Genomic DNA, 18,117 nt, shown 5'->3' with positions numbered 1-18,117 from the left:
GCATGGCTGTCGAGATTGAACGCAAATTCCTGGTGACCGGTGATGCCTGGCAGCCCCTGGTAACATCCAGTTCCCAGTTGCGGCAGGGCTATCTGTCATCCAATGCCAAGGCGACGGTTCGGGTGCGGATAAGCGACGACCAGCGTGCGGTGATTACCCTCAAGGGCGCCCTGCAAGGGATCTCGCGGCCCGAATTCGAATATGCAATTCCGCTGGCCGACGCCCGCGAATTGCTGGACATGGCGCAGCCGCATGTTGTCGAGAAACGCCGCTATCTGGTGCCGTGGGGCGAGGTGATCTGGGAGGTCGACGTCTTTGAAGGCCGTCACGCGGGCCTCGTGATGGCCGAAGTCGAACTGGCCGACGAAGCGCAACGCGTCCAGCTCCCCGATTGGGTTGGCCGCGAAGTGACCAATGACGACCGCTACGCCAATGCCAGCCTTTCGCGCAATCCGGTGACGCCGGAGCACTGATCAACGCTAGTATACTTCAGCGTGACAGCGCGGTGGAGCGGGGATATGGCTGGGACATGACCACTCCCCACGTCTCGACTCGCGGCGCCAGCCCGGCCCTTGCCCTGTGGCTTGCAACCTTCGCCCTGTTCACCATGACGGCGATGAGCGCCATCATCCACGAGGCCGCCAAGGTGGCGCCGGTGGGACAATTGGTGTTCTGGCGCAGCATCGTGGCGCTGGGGCCGATCCTGATCTACCTGTGGTTTCGGGGTGAGCTGGGCGCGTCGGTGCGGACCAAGTATCCGCACAAACACCTGATCCGCGGCATTCTCGGGTCGGGCGTGATGATCTCCAATTTCATCGCGCTGGCCTATCTCTCCGTCGGCCTGGCGCAGGCGATCAGCTATCTGACGCCGATCATGTCCATTGGCGCGGCCATGGTGTTCCTGCGGGAACGGCCCGGCGGCATTGTGATCGCGGGGGTGGCGCTCGGTCTGGTCGGCATTTTGCTAATGCTGTTTCCGGCATTGGTGAGCTCGGAAATGCGCGAGGGCACGCTGATCGGCGTGGCTGCGGGCCTGGCCATGGCGGCGACCAATGCGCTGTCCCGCGTGCAGGTGAAGGACCTGACCCGCACCGATCCTCCGGCCAGCATTGCCCTGTCCTTTGCGGTGGTGAGCACGCTCGTCGGGCTTTCGACCATGGCCTTTGGCTGGGCCGAGCTCGACAGCCAGACTTTGTGGCTGTTGATCTCGGCGGGCGTGCTGGGCGGCATGGGCCATGTGCTGATGACTGAAGCTGTGGCGCGCGCGCCGGTGTCGCTGCTCGCTGGCTACGAATATACCGGCATCATCTGGGCCTTCCTGTTCGACGTGGCCCTGCTTGGCGTCGTGCTCGACGCATGGTCGGTGGTCGGCGCACTGGTGGTCGTGGCCGCTGCGGCGCTTGCCGCCTATGGGCAGGGCAAGTTTTCGGCCAAGCCCGCCAGCGAGAAAGCTACTGCCAGCGCTTGAAGCTCTTGAGGTGGTCGAGCCCCTTGACCACCGACATGGTGAGTTTCTCGACACTGTCCGTCACTGGCAGAACCTGCGCATTCTCGGTCGCGGGATCGGGCACTTCCAGCGTCGCGAACTGGCTGTCGAGCAGGCTGGTCGGCATGTATTCATGCTTCCGCCGCGCCATGCGCTCACCGATGACTTCGCGCGTGCCATCGAGATAGACGAACAGTATGGGCTCACCGGCCTGTTCCTGCAGAAAATCCCGATAGGCGCGCTTGAGGGCCGAGCAGGCGCCCACGGATGCTCCCTTGCGATTGGCCGCCTCGTGCAGAGCTTTGGCCAAACGCTCCAGCCATGGCCAGCGGTCTTCGTCGGTCAGGGGAATGCCAGCCCGCATCTTCTCGACATTCTCCGCTGGGTGGTAGCCGTCGCCATCGAGGAAGGGCACGTGCAGCCGCCGCGCCACCGACTGGCCGATGGTCGACTTACCCGACGAGCTGACGCCCATGACGATGATGATGCGCGACGGAGTGAGGGACATTGTGCGGTCCTAGACGGTGGCCGAGAAGGCCCCGTCGACATAGAGGATGTGGCCGTTGACGAAGCGGGATGCTTCCGACGCCAGGAACACCACGGAGCCGCCGAGTTCCTCGGGGCGGGCCCAGCGACCCATCGGGGTGCGGGTTTCGATCCAGGCGTTGAACTTGTCGTCCTTGAGCAGGGCGTCGTTGAGTTCGGTGGCGAAATAGCCGGGGGCGATGCCGTTGACGTTGAGGCCGTGTTTGGCCCAATCGACCGCCATCCCGCGCGTCATGTTGGCGACGGCGGCCTTGGAGGCGGCGTAGGGGGCTATCGAGGGGCGGCTGACTGCCGCCATCAGCGAGCATATATTGATGATCTTGCCAGCCCCGCGCGAAATCATGTGCCGCGCCACCGGCTGGCTGACGTTGAACACCGACGTCACGTTGGTGGTGATGATCTGGTCAAACTTTTCGGGCGGAAAGGCCTCGAGGCTCGAGCGGAACTGCATGCCGGCATTATTGACCAGAATGTCGATCGCGCCGATCTCGTCCTCAATGTAGCTGACGGCATCGTTGATGCTGTCGCGATTGGTGACGTCGAAGGCCACGGCATTGACCGTCGCGCCAGTTGCCGCGAGGTCCTGTGCCGCGCTGCCCAACGCGACGCTGTCACGCGCGTTCAGCACAACTGAAGCGCCCGCTTCGGCGAGCGCCGTCGCCATGGCCAGCCCCAGTCCGCGGCTCGATCCGGTGATCAGGGCGCGCTTGCCGGTGAGGTCGAACTGCGTCGGAAAAGCCACGGATATCTCCACTTTGGCGGGACCCTAAGCAGACGGGGTTGCGGGCACAAGGCATTCTACCATACAAGACGCCACATTCGATCAGAATTCCCCAAATACGACTTCCGTATGAGCGGGGTTTGTGGTCAGTTCGCCGCCGAAGCCATGCGCTGCTGGCATGGATAAGACGGATAGTTCTCGGAAGGACTTTTGTATGTCGACAGCGGATATTGGCCTGATCGGGCTTGCGGTGATGGGGTCCAATCTGGCCCTCAATATCGCCGAGAAGGGTTACACTATCGCCGTGCACAATCGGTCGGCTGGGCGCATCGACGAATTCGTCGGCGAAGCCAAGGCCCAGGGCCTCGATAGCCGCACGATCGCAAAGTACGAACTGGCTGATTTCGTTCAGGCCGTGAAGCGCCCGCGCTCCATCATCATCATGGTCAAGGCCGGCCAGCCGGTCGACGACATGATCGAGCAGCTGCTGCCCCATCTGGAGCAGGGCGACGCCATCATCGAGTGCGGCAACTCGCTGTTCAGCGACACACAGCGCCGCTTTGATTACCTCACCCCCAAGGGTATCGGCTATCTCGGCGTAGGTGTTTCGGGTGGTGAAGAGGGCGCGCGCCACGGTCCGTCCATCATGGTCGGCGGCTCCAAGCAGCAGTGGCACAATGCTGAGGCCGTGCTGACCGCCATCGCCGCCAAGTTCGAAGGCGAAAGCTGTTGCGCGTATCTGGGCGAGGGCGGCGCTGGACACTTCGTCAAGACCATCCACAACGGCATTGAATATGGCGACATGCAGATGATCGCCGAAGTCTATGGCGTCATGCGCGACGGCCTGGGTATGAGCCCGTCCGAATGCGCCGACGTGTTCAAGGAGTGGAACAAGGGTCCGCTCAATTCCTACCTGATCGAAATCACCGGCCACGTGCTGGCCGCCGTCGATGGTGAGACCGGCAAGCCGCTGGTTGAACTCATCCTCGACAAGGCAGGCCAGAAGGGCACCGGCGTCTGGTCGGCCATCGTCGCCCAGCAGATGGGCGTGCCCGCGACCGCCATCGAAGGCGCCGTCGCTGCGCGTTCGCTGTCGTCGCGCAAGGAAGAACGTGTTGCCGCCGAAGCCATCTATGGCAAGCCGAACCGCGGCAAGACCGACGTGACCCTGGCCGATCTCGAAAAGGCGCTGCTTGCCGGCAAGATCGTGTCCTACGCGCAGGGCTTCGTCGTGCTGGCCAAGGCCTCGGAAGACTATGGCTGGAACCTGCCTCTCGAAACCATCGCCAAGATCTGGCGCGCTGGCTGCATCATCCGCTCGCGTTTCCTCGATCAGATGGCCAAGGCCTACTCCAAGGGCGGCAATACCAACCTGCTGGTTGTGCCTGACTTCGTTGAGCTGATGAAGGATGCCCATCCTTCGCTGCGCAAGGTGATCGCTGCGGCCGCTGTTGGCGAATTCCCGATGATCTGTCTCTCGGCGGCGCTGAGCTACTTCGACAGCTACCGCCAGGCACAGGGCACGGCGAACCTCACGCAGGGCCAGCGCGACTTCTTCGGCGCCCACGGCTTTGAGATCGTTGGCCGCGGCAAGGACCTGCACGGCACCTGGCCGAGCACGCTGGGCAAGTAAGGCCTGGTGAAATTGAGTTTGGGGGCTCCGCGAAAGCGGGGCCCTTTTTGTTTGGGGCGATGCAGTTGGAAGGCCGGTACCCCCACCTAACCTCCCCCTGGTAGGGGGAGGGATGGGTCGAGTTTGGGGGCAGGGTGGTGCGCAGCCCAATGGGTCGCTCCTCCCCTTCTTCAGGGGGACGCTAGGAGTGGATGACTACAGCGTCTTGAACATCACGTAGCTGTCCACGTAGCCGTGGACGGGGTGGTTGAAGGCCTTGGGCAGGGTGCCCACGATGTCGAAGCCCAGCGACTGCCAGAGGGCGACGGCTCGGGTATTGCTTGAGACCACGTGGTTGAACTGCATGGCGCGGAAGCCGCGTTCGGCGGCCCGCGCCAGTGAATGCAGGCACATGGTGCGGGCGACGCCTTTGCCCTGGGCGGCAGGGGAGGTCATGTAGCCGCAATTGGCGACATGGGCGCCGCCGCCCTGCTGGTTGGCCATCAGATAATACGTGCCGATGATGGCGCCATCCAGTTCGGCGATGAAGACTTCGTGGGTCGGGGCGAACCAGTAGTTCAGCACGCCAGCCGCATCGAGATCGCAGGCGATGGCATACGTCTCACCGGCGGCCAATACCGGCGCGACGATGGCCAATACGGCGGCGTGGTCAGCGTCTGTCGCGGCGCGAACCTGGACCGGTGTCGTCATCTTCATCCTCGATCGGGGGAATGCGAACCTGTCCGGGTGGCGGCATATCCGGCACGACGGGATGGTCGGCAATGGATGGGCGGTGGCGCAGCTCGAAGCGCCATGCGGCAGTGGCGAACAGGATCAGTGCGACCGTGACCGCGGCTGCCGCGGCAAGGAACGGTGCGCCCGGGAAATAGCTCGGAGAGTCCGGTGCCGTGGTGAAATACGAGAAGATCTGGGTGGCTGCCAGCGGTCCGATAATGGTGGCGAGCGAGTTGGAGGCATTTACCGCGCCCTGCAATTCGCCCTGCGCATTGTCGGGCACCTGGCGGGACAGCACGCCATTAATGGCTGGGGCGGCCAGTCCGCTGATCGCGCCAATCATGATGAAGGTATAGAGGTAGAACACCTGATCGGTGAAGGCGACGCCAGCAAATGCGCCGATGGCCGCGAGCAGGCCGAGTATGGCCACTGGCGGCTCGCCGAGGCGCTTTACAAAGGGCCCGACCAGGAAGGCCTGGCAGATGGCAAAGCCGATGCCGAAGGCCCCCAGCGCGCGCCCGATATTGGACGAGGTGAAGTTGAACACTTCGACGGTGAAGTAGCTGAACACCGTCGGCAGGGCCTGTGCGGCCAGTGAAAAGGCAAACAACACCGCCAGCAGCCACAGGACGACCGGGTATTGCCGCAGGTTGGCAATGGCGCCGAAGGGGTTGGCGCGGCGGATGTCGAACTTGCGGCGCGAATGCCTGGGCAAGCTTTCCGGCAGCACGAAAAGGCCGAACAGGAAGTTGAGGAATGCCAGGCCGGCTGCGGCATAGAAGGGCACGCGGGGGCCGAATTCGCCCAGTTCGCCGCCCACCACCGGACCGATGATGAAGCCGAGCCCAAAGGCTGCGCCGATGAGCCCGAAGCGGTGGGTGCGCTTATGAGGAGGGGTGATATCGGCCATATAGGCCGTGGCGGTCGCGACGGCGGCGCCCGCGACGCCGGCAATGATGCGTCCGACGAACAGGTACCAGACGACTGGCGCGATCGACATCATCAGGTAGTCGAAGGTCAGCCCAAGCAGCGAGCACAGCAGCACGGGCCGGCGGCCGAACCGGTCGGACAGATTGCCCAGAATGGGCGAAAAGATGAACTGCATCGAGGCGTAGACGAAGACCAGATAGCCGCCGATGACGGCGGCGTCGGCGACGCTGCCGCCGGTGAGGTCTTCGAGCAGTTCGGGGAGCACCGGAACGATGATGCCAACACCGATCATATCAAGCAGGATCGTCACCAGAATGCAGGCGAGGGTCAGGCGTGAGCGGGTCGCTGCTTGCATACTTAGGTGCTAACCTTCTGAATCTCTAAAGGGTCCCTGCGGTGCCGCAGTTGACACAGCCGGGCGTTTCAACGCAAGGCCGAAGGGCGCGACATGGTTCCCGCCTGCCGGGTAACATTCGCATCTGCGTCCGCTGGTTGAGCGTCATAGCCATAAAGCCAGGATAGCCTGCCCAGATGTCCACGGCTGCCCTGAAGGCGCATCACCAGGTTGCGGCCTATGCTAAAGGGCCATGGCATATGGAAAATCTTGCCGTTGGTGGCCGAGGTTGCGGCGACGCGGGAGACCCGGCGCTGGCGGGCGGTTTCGTATTTGCTGAATGCGGCTTCGGCGCTGGCCTCGGCGATGAGCAGTGGCGCCAGCACGGCGGCGTCCTCGATGCCCATCGCGGCGCCCTGCGCCTGGAACGGCACCATGGCGTGGGCGGCGTCACCGATGAGGCCGATATTGCCCTTGTGCCATTGCCGAGTCTCGACCGTGTAAAGCGGCCACGGCGTCCAGCTGTCGGCGGCTGCGGTGAGCAGGGCATCAATGCGCGTGCTGGTGCGGCTGGCCTTGGGCAGGAACGGCGCGGTGCCGAGGTCCTTGGTCTCCTGCGGGACTTTGGCGAACAGCGCGAGGTTGACCTGCTGGCGATGATGCAGGGGGTAGCAGACCATGTGGAAGTTCGGCCCGAACAGCACGGAGACCCGATCCAGCGCGATCTGTTTGTCAATGGAATCAAAGGGTAACAGCGTGCGCCAGGCGACGCGCTGGCCGTAGTGGCCCGGTGGTCCACCGATGAAATCCCTGCGGGTGCGGGAGTGGACGCCATCGGCGCCGATGAAGGCGTGACCACGTCCGGTGCGCGTCTGGCCGCTGGCTTCGTCGATGGTGACGGAGATGCCGCGGTCTGTGGTGGTGACATCCCAGCCGCGAACGCCGAACAGAATATCGATGTTGGCGAAGCGCCGGCAGGCCTTGTAGAGGGCCTCGGCGAGGTCGGCGCGATGCATCACGGCATAGGGGGCGCCGAAGCGCTGCTGCATGATGGCGCCGAGTTCCAGCGTCACCAGCGGGCTGGGGCGGCGGAACGGGTAGATGTCGATGCCGGTGGGCTCAAAGGCTTGAGCCTCAAGGATATTTTCGAGACCGAGGCGATCGAGAATGCGGCGGGCATTGGGGCTGATCTGCAGGCCGGCGCCGAATTCGGACAGCGTTTCGCTGCGCTCGAGCACGACGACATGCGCCCCGAACTTGGCCAGGGCAAGGGCCAGCGTCAGGCCGGCAATGCCAGCGCCTGCGATATAGAATGTTCGGCCCGTGCCGGGCATGGACTTAACTCAGGCGGCGTCGGCGGTGAAAATGGCCGAAGACGGGTTGGCGCCGCCAGCAGGCAGGCGCGAGTTGAAGACGTAATGCGTTGAGCAATAAGGACAAACGATCTCGTTGTCCTTGCCCATGTCGAGGTAGACATGGGGATGATCGAACGGGGGCAGGGCGCCGACGCACTGGAATTCCTTGGACCCGACCTCGATTTGGCGGAGGCCGTCAGTGTTATGGAAATGGGGGGTCGTGCCGTGTGCCATGCCGATAAAACCTGTTTGATTTGGCCGGACCATATGCCAAGGACGGGGTGAAGGAAAGGGCCCCGCGCCCTTTCAAAAGTCTTGCGGCATGGTGTCAGCATGCTGGAAGAATTCTTGCACTTTTCTGCAAGCATGCTGGTGGTTTTCTTCCTGCTTGCTGCCAAAGAACAGGACCCTGCCTTGCCCACGTTTCAATCCGACGGTTTGACCCTGGCTTATGAAACCGCCGGGACCGGAAAACCGGTTCTGTGCATCCACGGTTTCGCGTCGAGCGGCAAGGTGAACTGGATCGACACCGGCTGGGTCGAGACCCTCGTCGGGGCCGGGTACCAGGCCATCACGCTCGACAACCGCGGCCATGGCGCGTCGGACAAGCCGCATGACCCGGAGCGCTATTATCCGAGCGACATGGCGCGGGATGCGGTGGCACTGCTCGATCATCTGGGAATCGACCGGGCGGCGGTGCTTGGCTATTCGATGGGTGCGCGGATCGCCGCCTTCATGGCGTTTGAGGACGAGGCGCGGGTGGCCTGCGCCATTTTCGGCGGGATGGGGCTGAACCTCATCAATGGCCTCAGTGACGGCAATGACATCATTTCGGGCTTGCTGGCGCCGTCGCTGGAGGGCCTGACCCATCCGACCGCCCGGCAGTTCCGGATTTTCGCCGACCACACCAAGTCTGACCGCGAGGCGCTGGCGGCCTGCATGGAAACCTCGCGCCAGCCGATGGCGCGGGCCGATGTGCGGCGCATCAATGTGCCGGTGCTGGTAGCGGTGGGGGAGGCCGATGAAATGGCCGGGGCCCCCGGTCCACTGGCGGAACTGATCCCCAACGCCGAGGCGTTTGTGATCCCCAAGCGCGACCATATGCGGGCGACGGGCGACAAGGCGTTCAAGGCCGCGGCCCTGGAATTCCTGAGCCGGACCTACGCCTGAGAATTTTCCTGAGACAGGCAATCGTGAACCAAATGATGCGCCGGGGCTTTGTCTTGGAGCATCACATGCCTTATATCGTATTTCGTCGATGAAGCGGAGTGCAGCCATGTCCGGTAGCGTCAAACTTTCACCAGTGGTCACCTCGGTCGATCCAGTCTGGGACGCCGTACGCGCCGGTGCGCGCGAGATCGTGGCCAAGGAACCTTCGCTCGCCAACATGGCGATCTCGGCGATTCTCAATCACGACACATTCGAGCTGGCGCTGGCGCATCGCCTGGCTGCCCGGCTCGACCATGACGACGTCTCAGCCGACCTGATCCGCCAGGCTTTTGCCGAGACGCTGATCGACACGCCCGAGATCGGACAGATGGCGCGGGTCGACCTCGCGGCCACCATGGAACGCGATCCGGCCTGCCACCGGGCTATCGAGCCGCTGCTGTATTTCAAGGGCTACCAGGCCATCCAGACCCACCGCTTTGCTCATGCCATGTTCCAGGCGGGGCGCCGCGACTTTGCGCTCTACCTGCAGAGCCGGGCGAGCCAGGTGTTCCAGGTCGATATCAATCCGGCAGTGCCAATGGGGAAGGGCATCATGCTCGACCACGGTACGGGGCTGGTCATCGGCGAGACGGCGGTGGTCGGCGACAATGTGTCGATGTTGCAGAACGTTACGCTGGGCGGCACCGGGAAATCGGATCGGGATCGCCACCCCAAGATTGGCAATGGCGTGCTGATTGGGGCGGGTGCCAAGGTTCTGGGTAATATCCGCATCGGCGACTGCTCGCGGATCGGCGCGGGTTCGGTGGTGCTCAAGGAAGTGCCGCCGCGCGTGACGGTAGCCGGCGTTCCCGCCAAGGTTATCGGCGAGGCCGGCTGCGCCCAGCCGGCTCTGGTGATGGACCAGATGGTGCTTGTGCACGATGTTGCTTCGCCAACTGACTGAGGGCGCCGGAAGCCGGCAGGCCTTGGGCAGGCAACCCCACGCGGGGATTTGTCACCGCTAAAATGCCACCCTTGAGGGGTTGTGCGCGTTGTAATGGCGACTAGATTGCCGGCTCAACGCAAATCAGCAGGACACCGACAGTGAACCACCCAGAGATCATCAAACTGCAGAAGTTCCTGCAACAGAAGTTCAACAACAAGAACATCGACGTGCGCCCGCGCGCCAAGCTCAACGACTCCGTCGAGGTGTTCATCGGCGACGAGTCGATCGGGCTGATCCATGTGGACGACGAGGACGGCGACAAGTCCTACATCTTCAACATGTCGATCCTCGATATCGACCTGGATGACGTCGAGTAAGCAGGGCTACCAGGCGCCTATCGGCGCCAGCCAACGCTCTATCTCGCTATCGAACTGGCGCCACGATTGCAGGATCGTGGCGTCAAACGTATAGATCGCGGCAATGCCGCTCGGCAGGTAAACGGTCCGGACGCATTGCGCGGCACCGCTCTCCTGCACCGCTTCCAGACATTTGGCGACGAAGGGATTGGGTGACAGCGCGTCATACCAGACGCTTTCGCCCGCATATCCGCCATCCGCCCGCATTGGCTTGCCGACCAGACCCGGCACGCCCGTGAGGGTGTCGTCGGCGAACTGGTGCAGGTAGACGCTATCAAGCAGGCTGGCGCTGGTGCGGGCGCGGCTGCGGGGCACCAGGGTGACATCGATGGGAAGAGGCGCCGCGGCGTCTTCCGGCGCGAACATGATGCGCAGGTCGATCTGGCTGGTGAAGCCGTTGCGGATCTGCTCGCCATAGCGGAACCAGCTGGTGGGGATCGACAGTTCCCGGCCGGAAATCGTCTGGGTGATTGGATCGGGGTCATCGATGGCCGGAGCGGCGGGCTGCGACGCGCGGCCCATCTCGTCGAGCAGGTAGGCTGCGCCCACCGCCAGCAGCAGCACAAGCACAGCAATGCCGGCCAGATTATAGGCCAGCGAAGACGAACCGCTGCCGCGCTCGTTGAGGGTCGATTGCGAGCTCATCGCCAGGATTAACCAGTATTAGCTAGGAGAGATGACAGGCTATTGGGTGGGTAATATGCTTAATGGAGGGTTAATTTTCCCGCGCAACACGGACATCTGGCATGACCAAAGAATTGTTGCTTGCGAGTTTCATGATCGCTGTCGGGCTGTGCCTGGCCGGCGCAGGAACACACCTCTATCAATTGCTCACCCGGCAGAACGCCACGCTGCGCTATGACGGGGAGACCTATCTCAAATCCCTGGCCAATCTTGGCGTCAGCTTTGTCTGCGGCCCCTACATCATGCTGCAGCTGGGCTGGCAGCATCAGGACGATGACACGATCTCGATGGCTTCGGCGCTGGTATCGGCCGTAGTCGCCTTTGGCTGGTCGTTCATTACCGGGCTGATGTTCATGGGGATCTATGTGGCGCTGCGGTATTAGGGCCTCGGCGCAAGGTGAATTGGTTCTGACGGCAAAAAGGCCAGCTTCGGAGTGCGAAGCTGGCCTTTTTCATCAGACCCCTATCAGGGAAAGGTTCTTATCAGGGAAACCTTGGGCGGGGTCTGGAACTGGTGCCGGCGCTAGTTGATGGCGGCGGTTGCGATGACGATGTCGCGGTTGTCGAGCATGTCCACCCACTTGCCGGCATCGGCCTGGGACTGGCGCTTGATGAACTTGTAGGGGGTCTGGTTCCACAGATCGATCGTGCCGACCTGGTTGTCGAGGACGAGATCGCCGCGGTCGGTGCGGACCAGCAGCACGGCATGGCCTTCGCCGTTGGCCTGCTTGACCACCGACATCAGCAGCGCGCTGGCGGGCCAGCCGGCATTGATCAGGTCGCGGCGCTTGGCCAGCGCGTAATCTTCACAATCGCCGTAGCCATTGGGGTAGGTCCAGAATTCGGAGACCTGGTAGAGATCCTGGTCGGTGACGGGAACGATGGCCTGGTTCCAGGCGGCGTTGACGTTGACCAGCTGCTGCCACAGGCCTTCCGTCAGCTCGACAGCGGCGACAGGATTGGCGTGGGGGCGGCACTCTTCAGGGCGGCTCTGGCAGAACTCGGCGTGGCCGACCGGAATGCTGGTATTGCCGTTGGCGACCTGCACGAAAGCAACGTTGGTGGTGTCCAGAGCCTGGGCGGGAGCGATGGCAGCGGCCAGGGCCAGAAGGGCTCCCAGAAGCGCGGCTCGCAGTCCATTGTTGGTGTTCGACATAGTGTGATCTCCCTGATGGAGACCACGCTAAGGGGGGCGACTTGCCCCGGTCCGAAAACTACCACGCAGTTTTTATGCGTGTTTTATCGATTGGATTCTGGAAAAAGTAACCATGCGAGCCAAGGGCTTAGCCTGGGGTGCTCAGGAATGGATTCCGGCGAGGACCTGGGCGTAGAGCGCATCGTCCTGGGCTGGTCCCTCGCGGCACTGCTTGGAGCCGATATGGATCACAGAGACCTCGGACAGGGCTGCCGAGCGATAGGCAAAGGACGCCTCGTAGACGCTGCCTGGGGCGACGTGCCAGTTCTGATGGTGGGCGACGATATTGTTGCCGCGGCCGTCTACGGCGAGCGCGGTGACGCAAACATTGTCGTCGTCGCTCGGATCGTTGTCGGTGAGGCGCTGGGTTAGCTTGAGCGTGTCGTGGGCTAGATCTAGCGTGATGGTCATGTCGACCCACTGGTTGCGCTTCCAGTCCCACTTCTGATGGTAGGCCGGGCAATCCAGCGTAGTCTGGCTGGCGACGCATTCGGCAAGCTTGATCGTCTGCCAGGAATAGCCGTCCCAATCGCGGCGGGCGTCATCGAAGGCTCCGGCGGGTGCGCCAAAGGCAAGGAAGGTCGCTGCGAAAGTCGCCAGGGAAGAGGCGCGGAGCATGCTGGTCATGCGCCCATTATAGCGAGGGCAGTGCTTCGGCGCCATTCGTGGAGCGCGCGGCAGGTTTGCCGGCGGCGCAGCAGGTATGCTGCTGACGCGTCAGTTCATGCGCAGGTTCTGCTGGATCACCGTGATCATCTCCTGGGCGGAGGCGAACTCGACGGCGACGCCATTCTGGAAATGGCGGACGACGCGCGCGCGCATGCGGCCCAGAGTAACCGGGGTGCCCATGGCGGGGCGCACATCGAGCTCGATGGCGGCGCCGGACAGGGAAATGTCGATGATCTTGCAGTTGTAGCGGCGGCCATCGTCCAGCACGACCGTCGAGTGACGGATATCGGGCACGACGCGTTCGTGGCGCCGGTCCTCGGGCATGTTGAGGACGTCCTTGTTGGCCAGCCACGTCAGCTGGGCCGCCATCTTGTCGCGCTTGCGGGGCGAGGCGGCGATATCCATCACGAAGCCAACCTCGTCGGCCCTGAGGATGGTGCCCTCGATGCGGCCGATATGATCGACATAGGCAATGACGCGTTCGCCGACGACACCGGCAACCGGGGCCACGACCACGGCATCGCCGGGGGACATTTCGAGAATCTGGCAGGGGAATTCGCGGCGGTCAGCCAGCATGTAGCGACCGAGGACCGAGACCTTGACGCGTTGAAACTTGCTCGATTCCGCGCGGGTGCGGGACGGAGCAATGTATTGCGGGGAAGGAAGGTCGTCGCTGAGCATTCGCCGGACCAATGAAGCCTGTTTTCAGCAACAAGCTAGATGGTTTTGGTTAACGCAAAGTGTTGCCATCAGGGGTTTTGCGCAGACCAAATCCGCGCAAATTGATCGATTTCCGGCGCCAGTTTGCTTACTGACGGCCGCCGTCGATGACGGCGAGGTGGGCGTAACGGCGGGCGCTACGGCCATAAACGACGGTCGGCATGGCAGCGGGGGCCGTCGGATTGGAGAAGTTGCCTTCGTTGACGACGTTGGCCGAGACTTCGCGGATCGAATCCTCGAGCGCCACATCATCTGGCCAGATCAGGCGCAGGCCGGTGATGCGCTGTTCGATGATCGGCTGAACCCCGAGCCAGTAGGGTTCTTCCAATGCGGTCATGGCGCCGAGCAGGCGGGTGTGGGTGGATCCATTGTGACGGAGCGGCATCAGGATGGTTTCGAAGGTGACCTTGGTGTGCAGTGCGGTGCTGCCCTGGAAGGTCACCAGCGCCACGGCATGATCCTCGGTGACGGCGCGGATCAGGGTTTCCATGGCGTCGGTATCGCGCTCGTGCCACAGCGCCGAGAAGGAGCGGCCCTTCAGTTCGCGGCAATAGCTGGTGCACAGGTGCGAGCCGGCGAGACGGAAGGAAAACCGCTCGCTGTCGTCGAGTTCGAGAATGAACGTGTTGGCCAGGGCGTCGCGGATGCGCGTCGGGTCAATGTCCTTCCGGTCGGGCGCGCTGCGCGCACCACGAATGGAATTCCAGTATTCGTAGAGCGTCCTGGTGCTCGCCTTTTGCATTTTTTCTGACCTGCCAAACCCTGATCAAACGTCCCGTCGGAACGTCGACGCCGCGGATCCGACATTCGCAAATGCCGAGGGCAAAATCGCTCTTAAAGAATACTTAAGGTTAACGCGGCCGGCTCAATGTGGAAAAGAAGTGCGTAAGGTGCAGGGCGCCAGCGAGTCGGAGCGAAGTGATGAGTGAACAAGGCCAGACCCCGAGCAAGCCGCCTGTGGCGGGGCGGGAGCCGGTTTTCCTGTTGCCAGGATCGGTGACGGCGCTAATCGGGCTGCTGGTGGCGATTCACCTGGCATCAACCCTGGTGCTTAACCAGTCGGGGCAGCTGCAGCTGATTTTCTGGTTCGCGTTCCAGCCGCTGCGGATCATCGCCGCAGCCGATGACCTGTCGCTGGCGGTGCCGCTGATCTGGACGCCGTTCACCCATGCGCTGATGCATGGCGGCTGGGAGCATCTGCTGGTCAACGTGGCGTGGTTTGCGATCTTTGCCACCCCGGTTGCCCGGCGCTATGGCGCGGGGCCGATGCTGGCGATCTTCTTTGTGTCGGCTGCGGCGGGCGCGGCGCTGTTCGCGGCGACGACGCTCTATACCGGCTCATATCTGATCGGCGCATCGGGCGGGGTGGCCGGGCTCACCGGCGCGGCGTGCCGGTTCATCTTCCAGCCAGTGCTGGTGGCGACTCACCCCGATACGGGCGAGCGGATCGTGCTGGGGCGGCGGCTGGCCGGGCTGGGCGATCTGTGGCGTGACAACCGCGCGCGATTCTTCATCCTGATCTGGGTGGTGTTGAATGCCGCCGTGCCGCTGCTGCCGCTGGTCACCGGCGTCGAGATGTCGGTGGCCTGGCAGGCCCATCTTGGCGGGTTCTTCGCCGGACTGCTGATGGTCGGAATGTTCGAGCGGAAGAGCTAGGCGCGGGCGGGGAGACCCCGCCTGCGGGGTCAGTGCCCGTAGACCGCCTGGGGATCAAACAGCTTTGGCAGGCCGGTATCTTCGAGGGCTACGCCGTCTTTGGTGGTGACGGCGCGACGGTAGAAGCAGGTCTTGCGGCCGGTGTGGCAGGCCGCACCGCGACCGGTCTGGATGACCGACATGACGATGGCGTCCTGATCGCAATCGGTACGCAGTTCCACGACCTCCTGCAGTTCCCCCGAGGTCTCGCCTTTTTTCCAGATCTTGCCGCGCGAGCGCGACCAGTAGTGGGCGATTCCGGTCTGCAGGGTGAGCGAGAGGGCCTCGGCGTTCATATGCGCCAGCATCAGCACCTCATTGGTGCCGGCCTCGGTGGTGACGACCGTCACCAGCCCCGACGCGTCGAATTTCGGCGCGAAGGCGGTGCCTTCTTCGGCTTGCTCATGGGTGAGGGTGGCTGGATCGATAAAGGTCAGGGTCATGCCGCCTTTTAGCGGCAGACGCCGATTTGTTCCAGAGCTTGCCTGCGGTCAGCGCTTGCCGATGAGGGCGAAGAAGCGGTCCTGTTCCACGCGATCCTCGGCAAAGACGCCGGTGAAGCGGTGGGTGATGGTCGCTGCGCCGTGGGCACGAACGCCGCGCATGGACATGCACATGTGTTCGGCTTCGAGCAGCACGGCGACGCCGCGCGGGCCGAGATGCTCGTTGATGGCGTCGACGATCTGCGCGGTCAGGTTTTCCTGGGTCTGCAGACGCTTGGCGAAGACATCGACCAGGCGCGCCAGCTTGGAGAGGCCCACCACGCCGTCATGGGGCAGGTAGGCGATATGCGCCTTGCCGACGAAGGGCACCATGTGGTGCTCGCAATGGGAGCTGAAGGGAATATCGCGCACCAGCACGATATCGTCGTAGCCGCCCACTTCGCGGAAGGTCTTGTCGAGGACTTCGCCTGCATCCTGCTGGTAGCCGGAGAAGAATTCGCCAAAGGCGCGGGCAACGCGGGCCGGGGTCTCGATCAGGCCTTCGCGGCGCGGATCATCGCCCGCCCAGGCAATCAGGGTGCGCACGGCGGCCTCGGCCTCGTCCTGGGTCGGACGGCGCACGGGGGCAGGCTTGTCGCTGTGGCTGGTCGGCAATTTGATGGGGGCGTCCATACCGGTTCCTTTTCGCTCTCCTGCGCATTGGACGCGCTAAGCGTGGATTGGTTCCTCGAGGCCGTGCTAGTTTTATGGCGACCCGCAACTGTGCCCTTATATAAGGGAGGTGCCGGGAGCCGACAAGAAACAGAATTGTACGTCCAATGGAACTGAGCGATCTCTATTCTCAAAAGATCCTCGATCTCGCAGGCAATGCCCGCCAGCCGGGAAGGCTGGCCAATCCCGATGCCAGTTCGCGCAAGGTGAGCCGGGTTTGCGGCTCGATGATCGAGGTCGACGTCGTGGTGCGCGATGGCGTGATCGTGGAATATGGCCACGAGATTTCGGCCTGTGCGCTCGGCCAGACCTCGGCTGCCGTGGTGGCGCGCGAGATCGTCGGCACGCCGGTCGAAGAGTTCCGGCAGGTGCGGCTGCAGATGCACGATATGTTGAAGGCCGACGGCGCGCCGCCCGAGGGCAAGTGGAGCGACCTGCGCTATCTGGAGCCGGTGCGCGAATACCGGGCGCGGCACGTTTCGACGCTGCTGGTGTTTGATGCAGTGGTTGAGGCGCTGGAAAAAGCTGAATCCATGGAATCAGTTACGGCGGTTCGCTGATGGATCGAGTCGTGGATGTGTTCTGGCGGGCAGTGGACCTGCCATTCAAAAGCGTCGCGGTGCTGCTGATCACCATCTACCGCTATTCGCTGTCCATGTTCATGGGGCGGAACTGCCGCCACCTGCCAACCTGTTCGGAATATACCGGCGCGGCGATCTGGAAGTTCGGCTTCTGGCCGGGCGGCTGGATGGGCCTGGCACGCATCGTGCGCTGCCGGCCAGGCGGGACGGATGGGTTTGATCCCGTCCCCGAGGCTCTGCCGGAGGCGGCGCAGTGGTATCGCCCCTGGCGCTATGGGCGCTGGAAGTAGGTTCAGGCCAGTGCGGGTTCGGGCTGGTTCCTGACCTTCCGCAACAGGAACAGCGCATAGAGGAATGTCGGGATCTGCACGATGATCGGCACGATCAGCAGGCGTGGATCAACGGCCACCTGTTCGGTTGATGGCACGATGTTGACGATGCCCAGCAGGTTGGAGAAATCCCAAAGGGCGTGGATGAACATGGCTGGCAGGATCGAGCCGGTGCGCAGCACGATGGCGATGAACAGCAGGCCGCTCATGGCCGCGGTTATCGACTGGGCAATGGCAGCGGGCAGATCGCCTGTCGTCAGGGCATTCAGGGAATGCACCGATCCGAACAGCACCGTGGTGAGAATGATCGATGGCCACAAAGGCAAGCGGTTCAGCAGCGCCCGGAACAGCACGCCGCGAAACGCCATTTCCTCGGAGAAGCCGACGAGCAGGGTGTTGATCACCAGATAGAGGATCACCTGCGCAGGCGGCAGGCCGGTGACCAGCGTGAAGCTGAAAAAGGCGAGGATGTAGAGGAGCGGAAACCAAAGCAGCCGAATTTCGCGCGGACGCTCGGGCCACCGCAGGCCGACATCCCACCAGCGGAAGACGATGACGCAGACCGCCAGAAACAGCGACGCAATCAGCAGGTTGGGCGAGATGCCGTACATCACGCCTTCGGCGATGCTGTGATGTGCGGTGGTGGTGTCTGGTTCCCAAACGCCCCAGAATACCGTTATTCCGACCCAGATCAGCACGACGACGATGGCCAGCGGTAGTCGGTACTGGTTGGCACGCATGCGGAAGCCCCCTGGCCGCTGAATTCGGCGTACCATTTATGCCAGTGGCGCGAATGGCTGTCGATTGCCCTGTAACGCGGACGGCGTTGTGGGCTGGCATCGGCGTAAAAGCGTGCTAGA

At 63.1% G+C, this 18,117-nt stretch carries 24 protein-coding genes; 10 read left to right on the top strand and 14 right to left on the bottom strand.

Going from position 1 to position 18,117, the window contains the following annotated elements; translation table 11 throughout:
- Nucleotides 1–2 precede the first annotated feature (2 nt).
- Together ACZ5WT_RS18030 and ACZ5WT_RS18025 are read left to right on the top strand one after the other, a co-directional pair.
- Complete coding sequence (locus ACZ5WT_RS18030) at nucleotides 3–473, top strand: CYTH domain-containing protein (RefSeq protein ID WP_464285134.1); 471 nt, start codon at nucleotides 3–5, stop codon at nucleotides 471–473.
- Between the two features lie 56 nt (nucleotides 474–529).
- A complete protein-coding gene (locus ACZ5WT_RS18025; protein ID WP_464285133.1) occupies nucleotides 530–1,468 on the top strand; it encodes a DMT family transporter in 939 nt (312 codons plus the stop codon).
- Here ACZ5WT_RS18025 and ACZ5WT_RS18020 read toward each other — a convergent pair.
- Both ACZ5WT_RS18020 and ACZ5WT_RS18015 read right to left on the bottom strand, forming a co-directional pair.
- Complete coding sequence (locus ACZ5WT_RS18020) at nucleotides 1,452–1,994, bottom strand: gluconokinase (protein ID WP_464285132.1); 543 nt, start codon at nucleotides 1,992–1,994, stop codon at nucleotides 1,452–1,454. The genes ACZ5WT_RS18025 and ACZ5WT_RS18020 overlap by 17 nt on opposite strands.
- A gap of 9 nt (nucleotides 1,995–2,003) precedes the next feature.
- Nucleotides 2,004–2,774 carry an SDR family oxidoreductase gene (locus ACZ5WT_RS18015; protein ID WP_464285131.1) on the bottom strand — a complete coding sequence of 257 codons (771 nt, stop codon included), beginning with the start codon at nucleotides 2,772–2,774 and terminating at the stop codon, nucleotides 2,004–2,006.
- Nucleotides 2,775–2,967: 193 nt separating this feature from the next.
- Here ACZ5WT_RS18015 and gndA point away from each other — a divergent pair, with 193 nt between their 5' ends.
- Nucleotides 2,968–4,386: an NADP-dependent phosphogluconate dehydrogenase gene (gene gndA / locus ACZ5WT_RS18010; RefSeq protein WP_464285130.1), complete on the top strand. Its 1,419-nt coding sequence runs from the start codon at nucleotides 2,968–2,970 to the stop codon at nucleotides 4,384–4,386.
- 195 nt (nucleotides 4,387–4,581) lie between these two features.
- Here gndA and ACZ5WT_RS18005 read toward each other — a convergent pair whose 3' ends face one another.
- The 4 genes from ACZ5WT_RS18005 to ACZ5WT_RS17990 form a co-directional block, all read right to left on the bottom strand.
- Complete coding sequence (locus ACZ5WT_RS18005; protein WP_464285129.1) at nucleotides 4,582–5,076, bottom strand: N-acetyltransferase family protein; 495 nt, start codon at nucleotides 5,074–5,076, stop codon at nucleotides 4,582–4,584.
- Nucleotides 5,036–6,385 carry a TCR/Tet family MFS transporter gene (locus tag ACZ5WT_RS18000; protein ID WP_464285128.1) on the bottom strand — a complete coding sequence of 450 codons (1,350 nt, stop codon included), beginning with the start codon at nucleotides 6,383–6,385 and terminating at the stop codon, nucleotides 5,036–5,038. Before ACZ5WT_RS18000 ends, ACZ5WT_RS18005 begins: the two co-directional genes overlap by 41 nt.
- Before the next feature lie 68 nt (nucleotides 6,386–6,453).
- The gene (locus tag ACZ5WT_RS17995; protein ID WP_464285127.1) at nucleotides 6,454–7,698 is read right to left on the bottom strand and encodes an FAD-dependent monooxygenase; all 1,245 of its coding nucleotides are present in this window, start codon (nucleotides 7,696–7,698) and stop codon (nucleotides 6,454–6,456) included.
- A gap of 9 nt (nucleotides 7,699–7,707) precedes the next feature.
- Nucleotides 7,708–7,953 carry a zinc-finger domain-containing protein gene (locus ACZ5WT_RS17990; protein WP_464285126.1) on the bottom strand — a complete coding sequence of 82 codons (246 nt, stop codon included), beginning with the start codon at nucleotides 7,951–7,953 and terminating at the stop codon, nucleotides 7,708–7,710.
- A 132-nt stretch (nucleotides 7,954–8,085) separates the two neighbouring features.
- On the opposite strand from ACZ5WT_RS17990, the gene ACZ5WT_RS17985 reads away from it, so the two are divergent.
- From ACZ5WT_RS17985 to ACZ5WT_RS17975, 3 genes are all read left to right on the top strand, one after another.
- Nucleotides 8,086–8,889, top strand: coding sequence for an alpha/beta fold hydrolase (locus tag ACZ5WT_RS17985; RefSeq protein ID WP_464287243.1), 804 nt, complete (start codon nucleotides 8,086–8,088; stop codon nucleotides 8,887–8,889).
- Nucleotides 8,890–8,995: 106 nt separating this feature from the next.
- Nucleotides 8,996–9,832, top strand: coding sequence for a serine O-acetyltransferase (cysE, locus tag ACZ5WT_RS17980; RefSeq protein ID WP_464285125.1), 837 nt, complete (start codon nucleotides 8,996–8,998; stop codon nucleotides 9,830–9,832).
- A 140-nt stretch (nucleotides 9,833–9,972) separates the two neighbouring features.
- A complete protein-coding gene (locus ACZ5WT_RS17975; protein WP_464285124.1) occupies nucleotides 9,973–10,191 on the top strand; it encodes a DUF3126 family protein in 219 nt (72 codons plus the stop codon).
- A gap of 6 nt (nucleotides 10,192–10,197) precedes the next feature.
- Here the strand turns inward: ACZ5WT_RS17975 and ACZ5WT_RS17970 are convergent, their stop codons facing one another.
- Nucleotides 10,198–10,875 carry a hypothetical protein gene (locus tag ACZ5WT_RS17970; RefSeq protein WP_464285123.1) on the bottom strand — a complete coding sequence of 226 codons (678 nt, stop codon included), beginning with the start codon at nucleotides 10,873–10,875 and terminating at the stop codon, nucleotides 10,198–10,200.
- A gap of 101 nt (nucleotides 10,876–10,976) precedes the next feature.
- Here ACZ5WT_RS17970 and ACZ5WT_RS17965 point away from each other — a divergent pair, with 101 nt between their 5' ends.
- On the top strand, nucleotides 10,977–11,297 hold the full coding sequence (locus ACZ5WT_RS17965; RefSeq protein ID WP_464285122.1) for a DUF6949 family protein: 321 nt from the start codon (nucleotides 10,977–10,979) through the stop codon (nucleotides 11,295–11,297).
- Between the two features lie 140 nt (nucleotides 11,298–11,437).
- Here the strand turns inward: ACZ5WT_RS17965 and ACZ5WT_RS17960 are convergent, their stop codons facing one another.
- From ACZ5WT_RS17960 to ACZ5WT_RS17945, 4 genes are all read right to left on the bottom strand, one after another.
- Entirely contained in the window at nucleotides 11,438–12,070 is a 633-nt protein-coding gene (locus tag ACZ5WT_RS17960; RefSeq protein WP_464285121.1) for a transglutaminase-like cysteine peptidase, read from the bottom strand.
- 141 nt (nucleotides 12,071–12,211) lie between these two features.
- On the bottom strand, nucleotides 12,212–12,736 hold the full coding sequence (locus tag ACZ5WT_RS17955; protein WP_464285120.1) for a hypothetical protein: 525 nt from the start codon (nucleotides 12,734–12,736) through the stop codon (nucleotides 12,212–12,214).
- 90 nt (nucleotides 12,737–12,826) lie between these two features.
- Nucleotides 12,827–13,459: a PilZ domain-containing protein gene (locus tag ACZ5WT_RS17950; RefSeq protein ID WP_464285119.1), complete on the bottom strand. Its 633-nt coding sequence runs from the start codon at nucleotides 13,457–13,459 to the stop codon at nucleotides 12,827–12,829.
- A 127-nt stretch (nucleotides 13,460–13,586) separates the two neighbouring features.
- Complete coding sequence (locus ACZ5WT_RS17945) at nucleotides 13,587–14,240, bottom strand: PAS domain-containing protein (protein ID WP_464285118.1); 654 nt, start codon at nucleotides 14,238–14,240, stop codon at nucleotides 13,587–13,589.
- 179 nt (nucleotides 14,241–14,419) lie between these two features.
- Between ACZ5WT_RS17945 and ACZ5WT_RS17940 the strand changes: the two genes are divergently transcribed.
- Entirely contained in the window at nucleotides 14,420–15,154 is a 735-nt protein-coding gene (locus tag ACZ5WT_RS17940) for a rhomboid family intramembrane serine protease (RefSeq protein ID WP_464285117.1), read from the top strand.
- 29 nt (nucleotides 15,155–15,183) lie between these two features.
- Here the strand turns inward: ACZ5WT_RS17940 and hisI are convergent, their stop codons facing one another.
- Nucleotides 15,184–15,630 carry a phosphoribosyl-AMP cyclohydrolase gene (hisI, locus tag ACZ5WT_RS17935; protein ID WP_464287242.1) on the bottom strand — a complete coding sequence of 149 codons (447 nt, stop codon included), beginning with the start codon at nucleotides 15,628–15,630 and terminating at the stop codon, nucleotides 15,184–15,186.
- A 54-nt stretch (nucleotides 15,631–15,684) separates the two neighbouring features.
- Entirely contained in the window at nucleotides 15,685–16,308 is a 624-nt protein-coding gene (gene folE / locus ACZ5WT_RS17930; RefSeq protein WP_464285116.1) for a GTP cyclohydrolase I FolE, read from the bottom strand.
- A 146-nt stretch (nucleotides 16,309–16,454) separates the two neighbouring features.
- Between folE and ACZ5WT_RS17925 the strand changes: the two genes are divergently transcribed.
- Nucleotides 16,455–16,907: an iron-sulfur cluster assembly scaffold protein gene (locus ACZ5WT_RS17925; RefSeq protein WP_464285115.1), complete on the top strand. Its 453-nt coding sequence runs from the start codon at nucleotides 16,455–16,457 to the stop codon at nucleotides 16,905–16,907.
- Nucleotides 16,907–17,218 carry a membrane protein insertion efficiency factor YidD gene (yidD, locus tag ACZ5WT_RS17920; RefSeq protein ID WP_464285114.1) on the top strand — a complete coding sequence of 104 codons (312 nt, stop codon included), beginning with the start codon at nucleotides 16,907–16,909 and terminating at the stop codon, nucleotides 17,216–17,218. The genes ACZ5WT_RS17925 and yidD overlap by 1 nt, the downstream gene beginning before the upstream one ends.
- 2 nt (nucleotides 17,219–17,220) lie before the next feature.
- On the opposite strand, the gene ACZ5WT_RS17915 is transcribed toward yidD, so the two are convergent.
- Nucleotides 17,221–17,997, bottom strand: a complete 777-nt coding sequence (locus ACZ5WT_RS17915) for a lysostaphin resistance A-like protein (RefSeq protein WP_464285113.1) — start codon at nucleotides 17,995–17,997, stop codon at nucleotides 17,221–17,223.
- Nucleotides 17,998–18,117: the final 120 nt, after the last annotated feature.

Source organism: Devosia sp. T2-14, from assembly GCF_055397495.1.
This window is presented reverse-complemented; position numbering and strand designations above follow the sequence as displayed.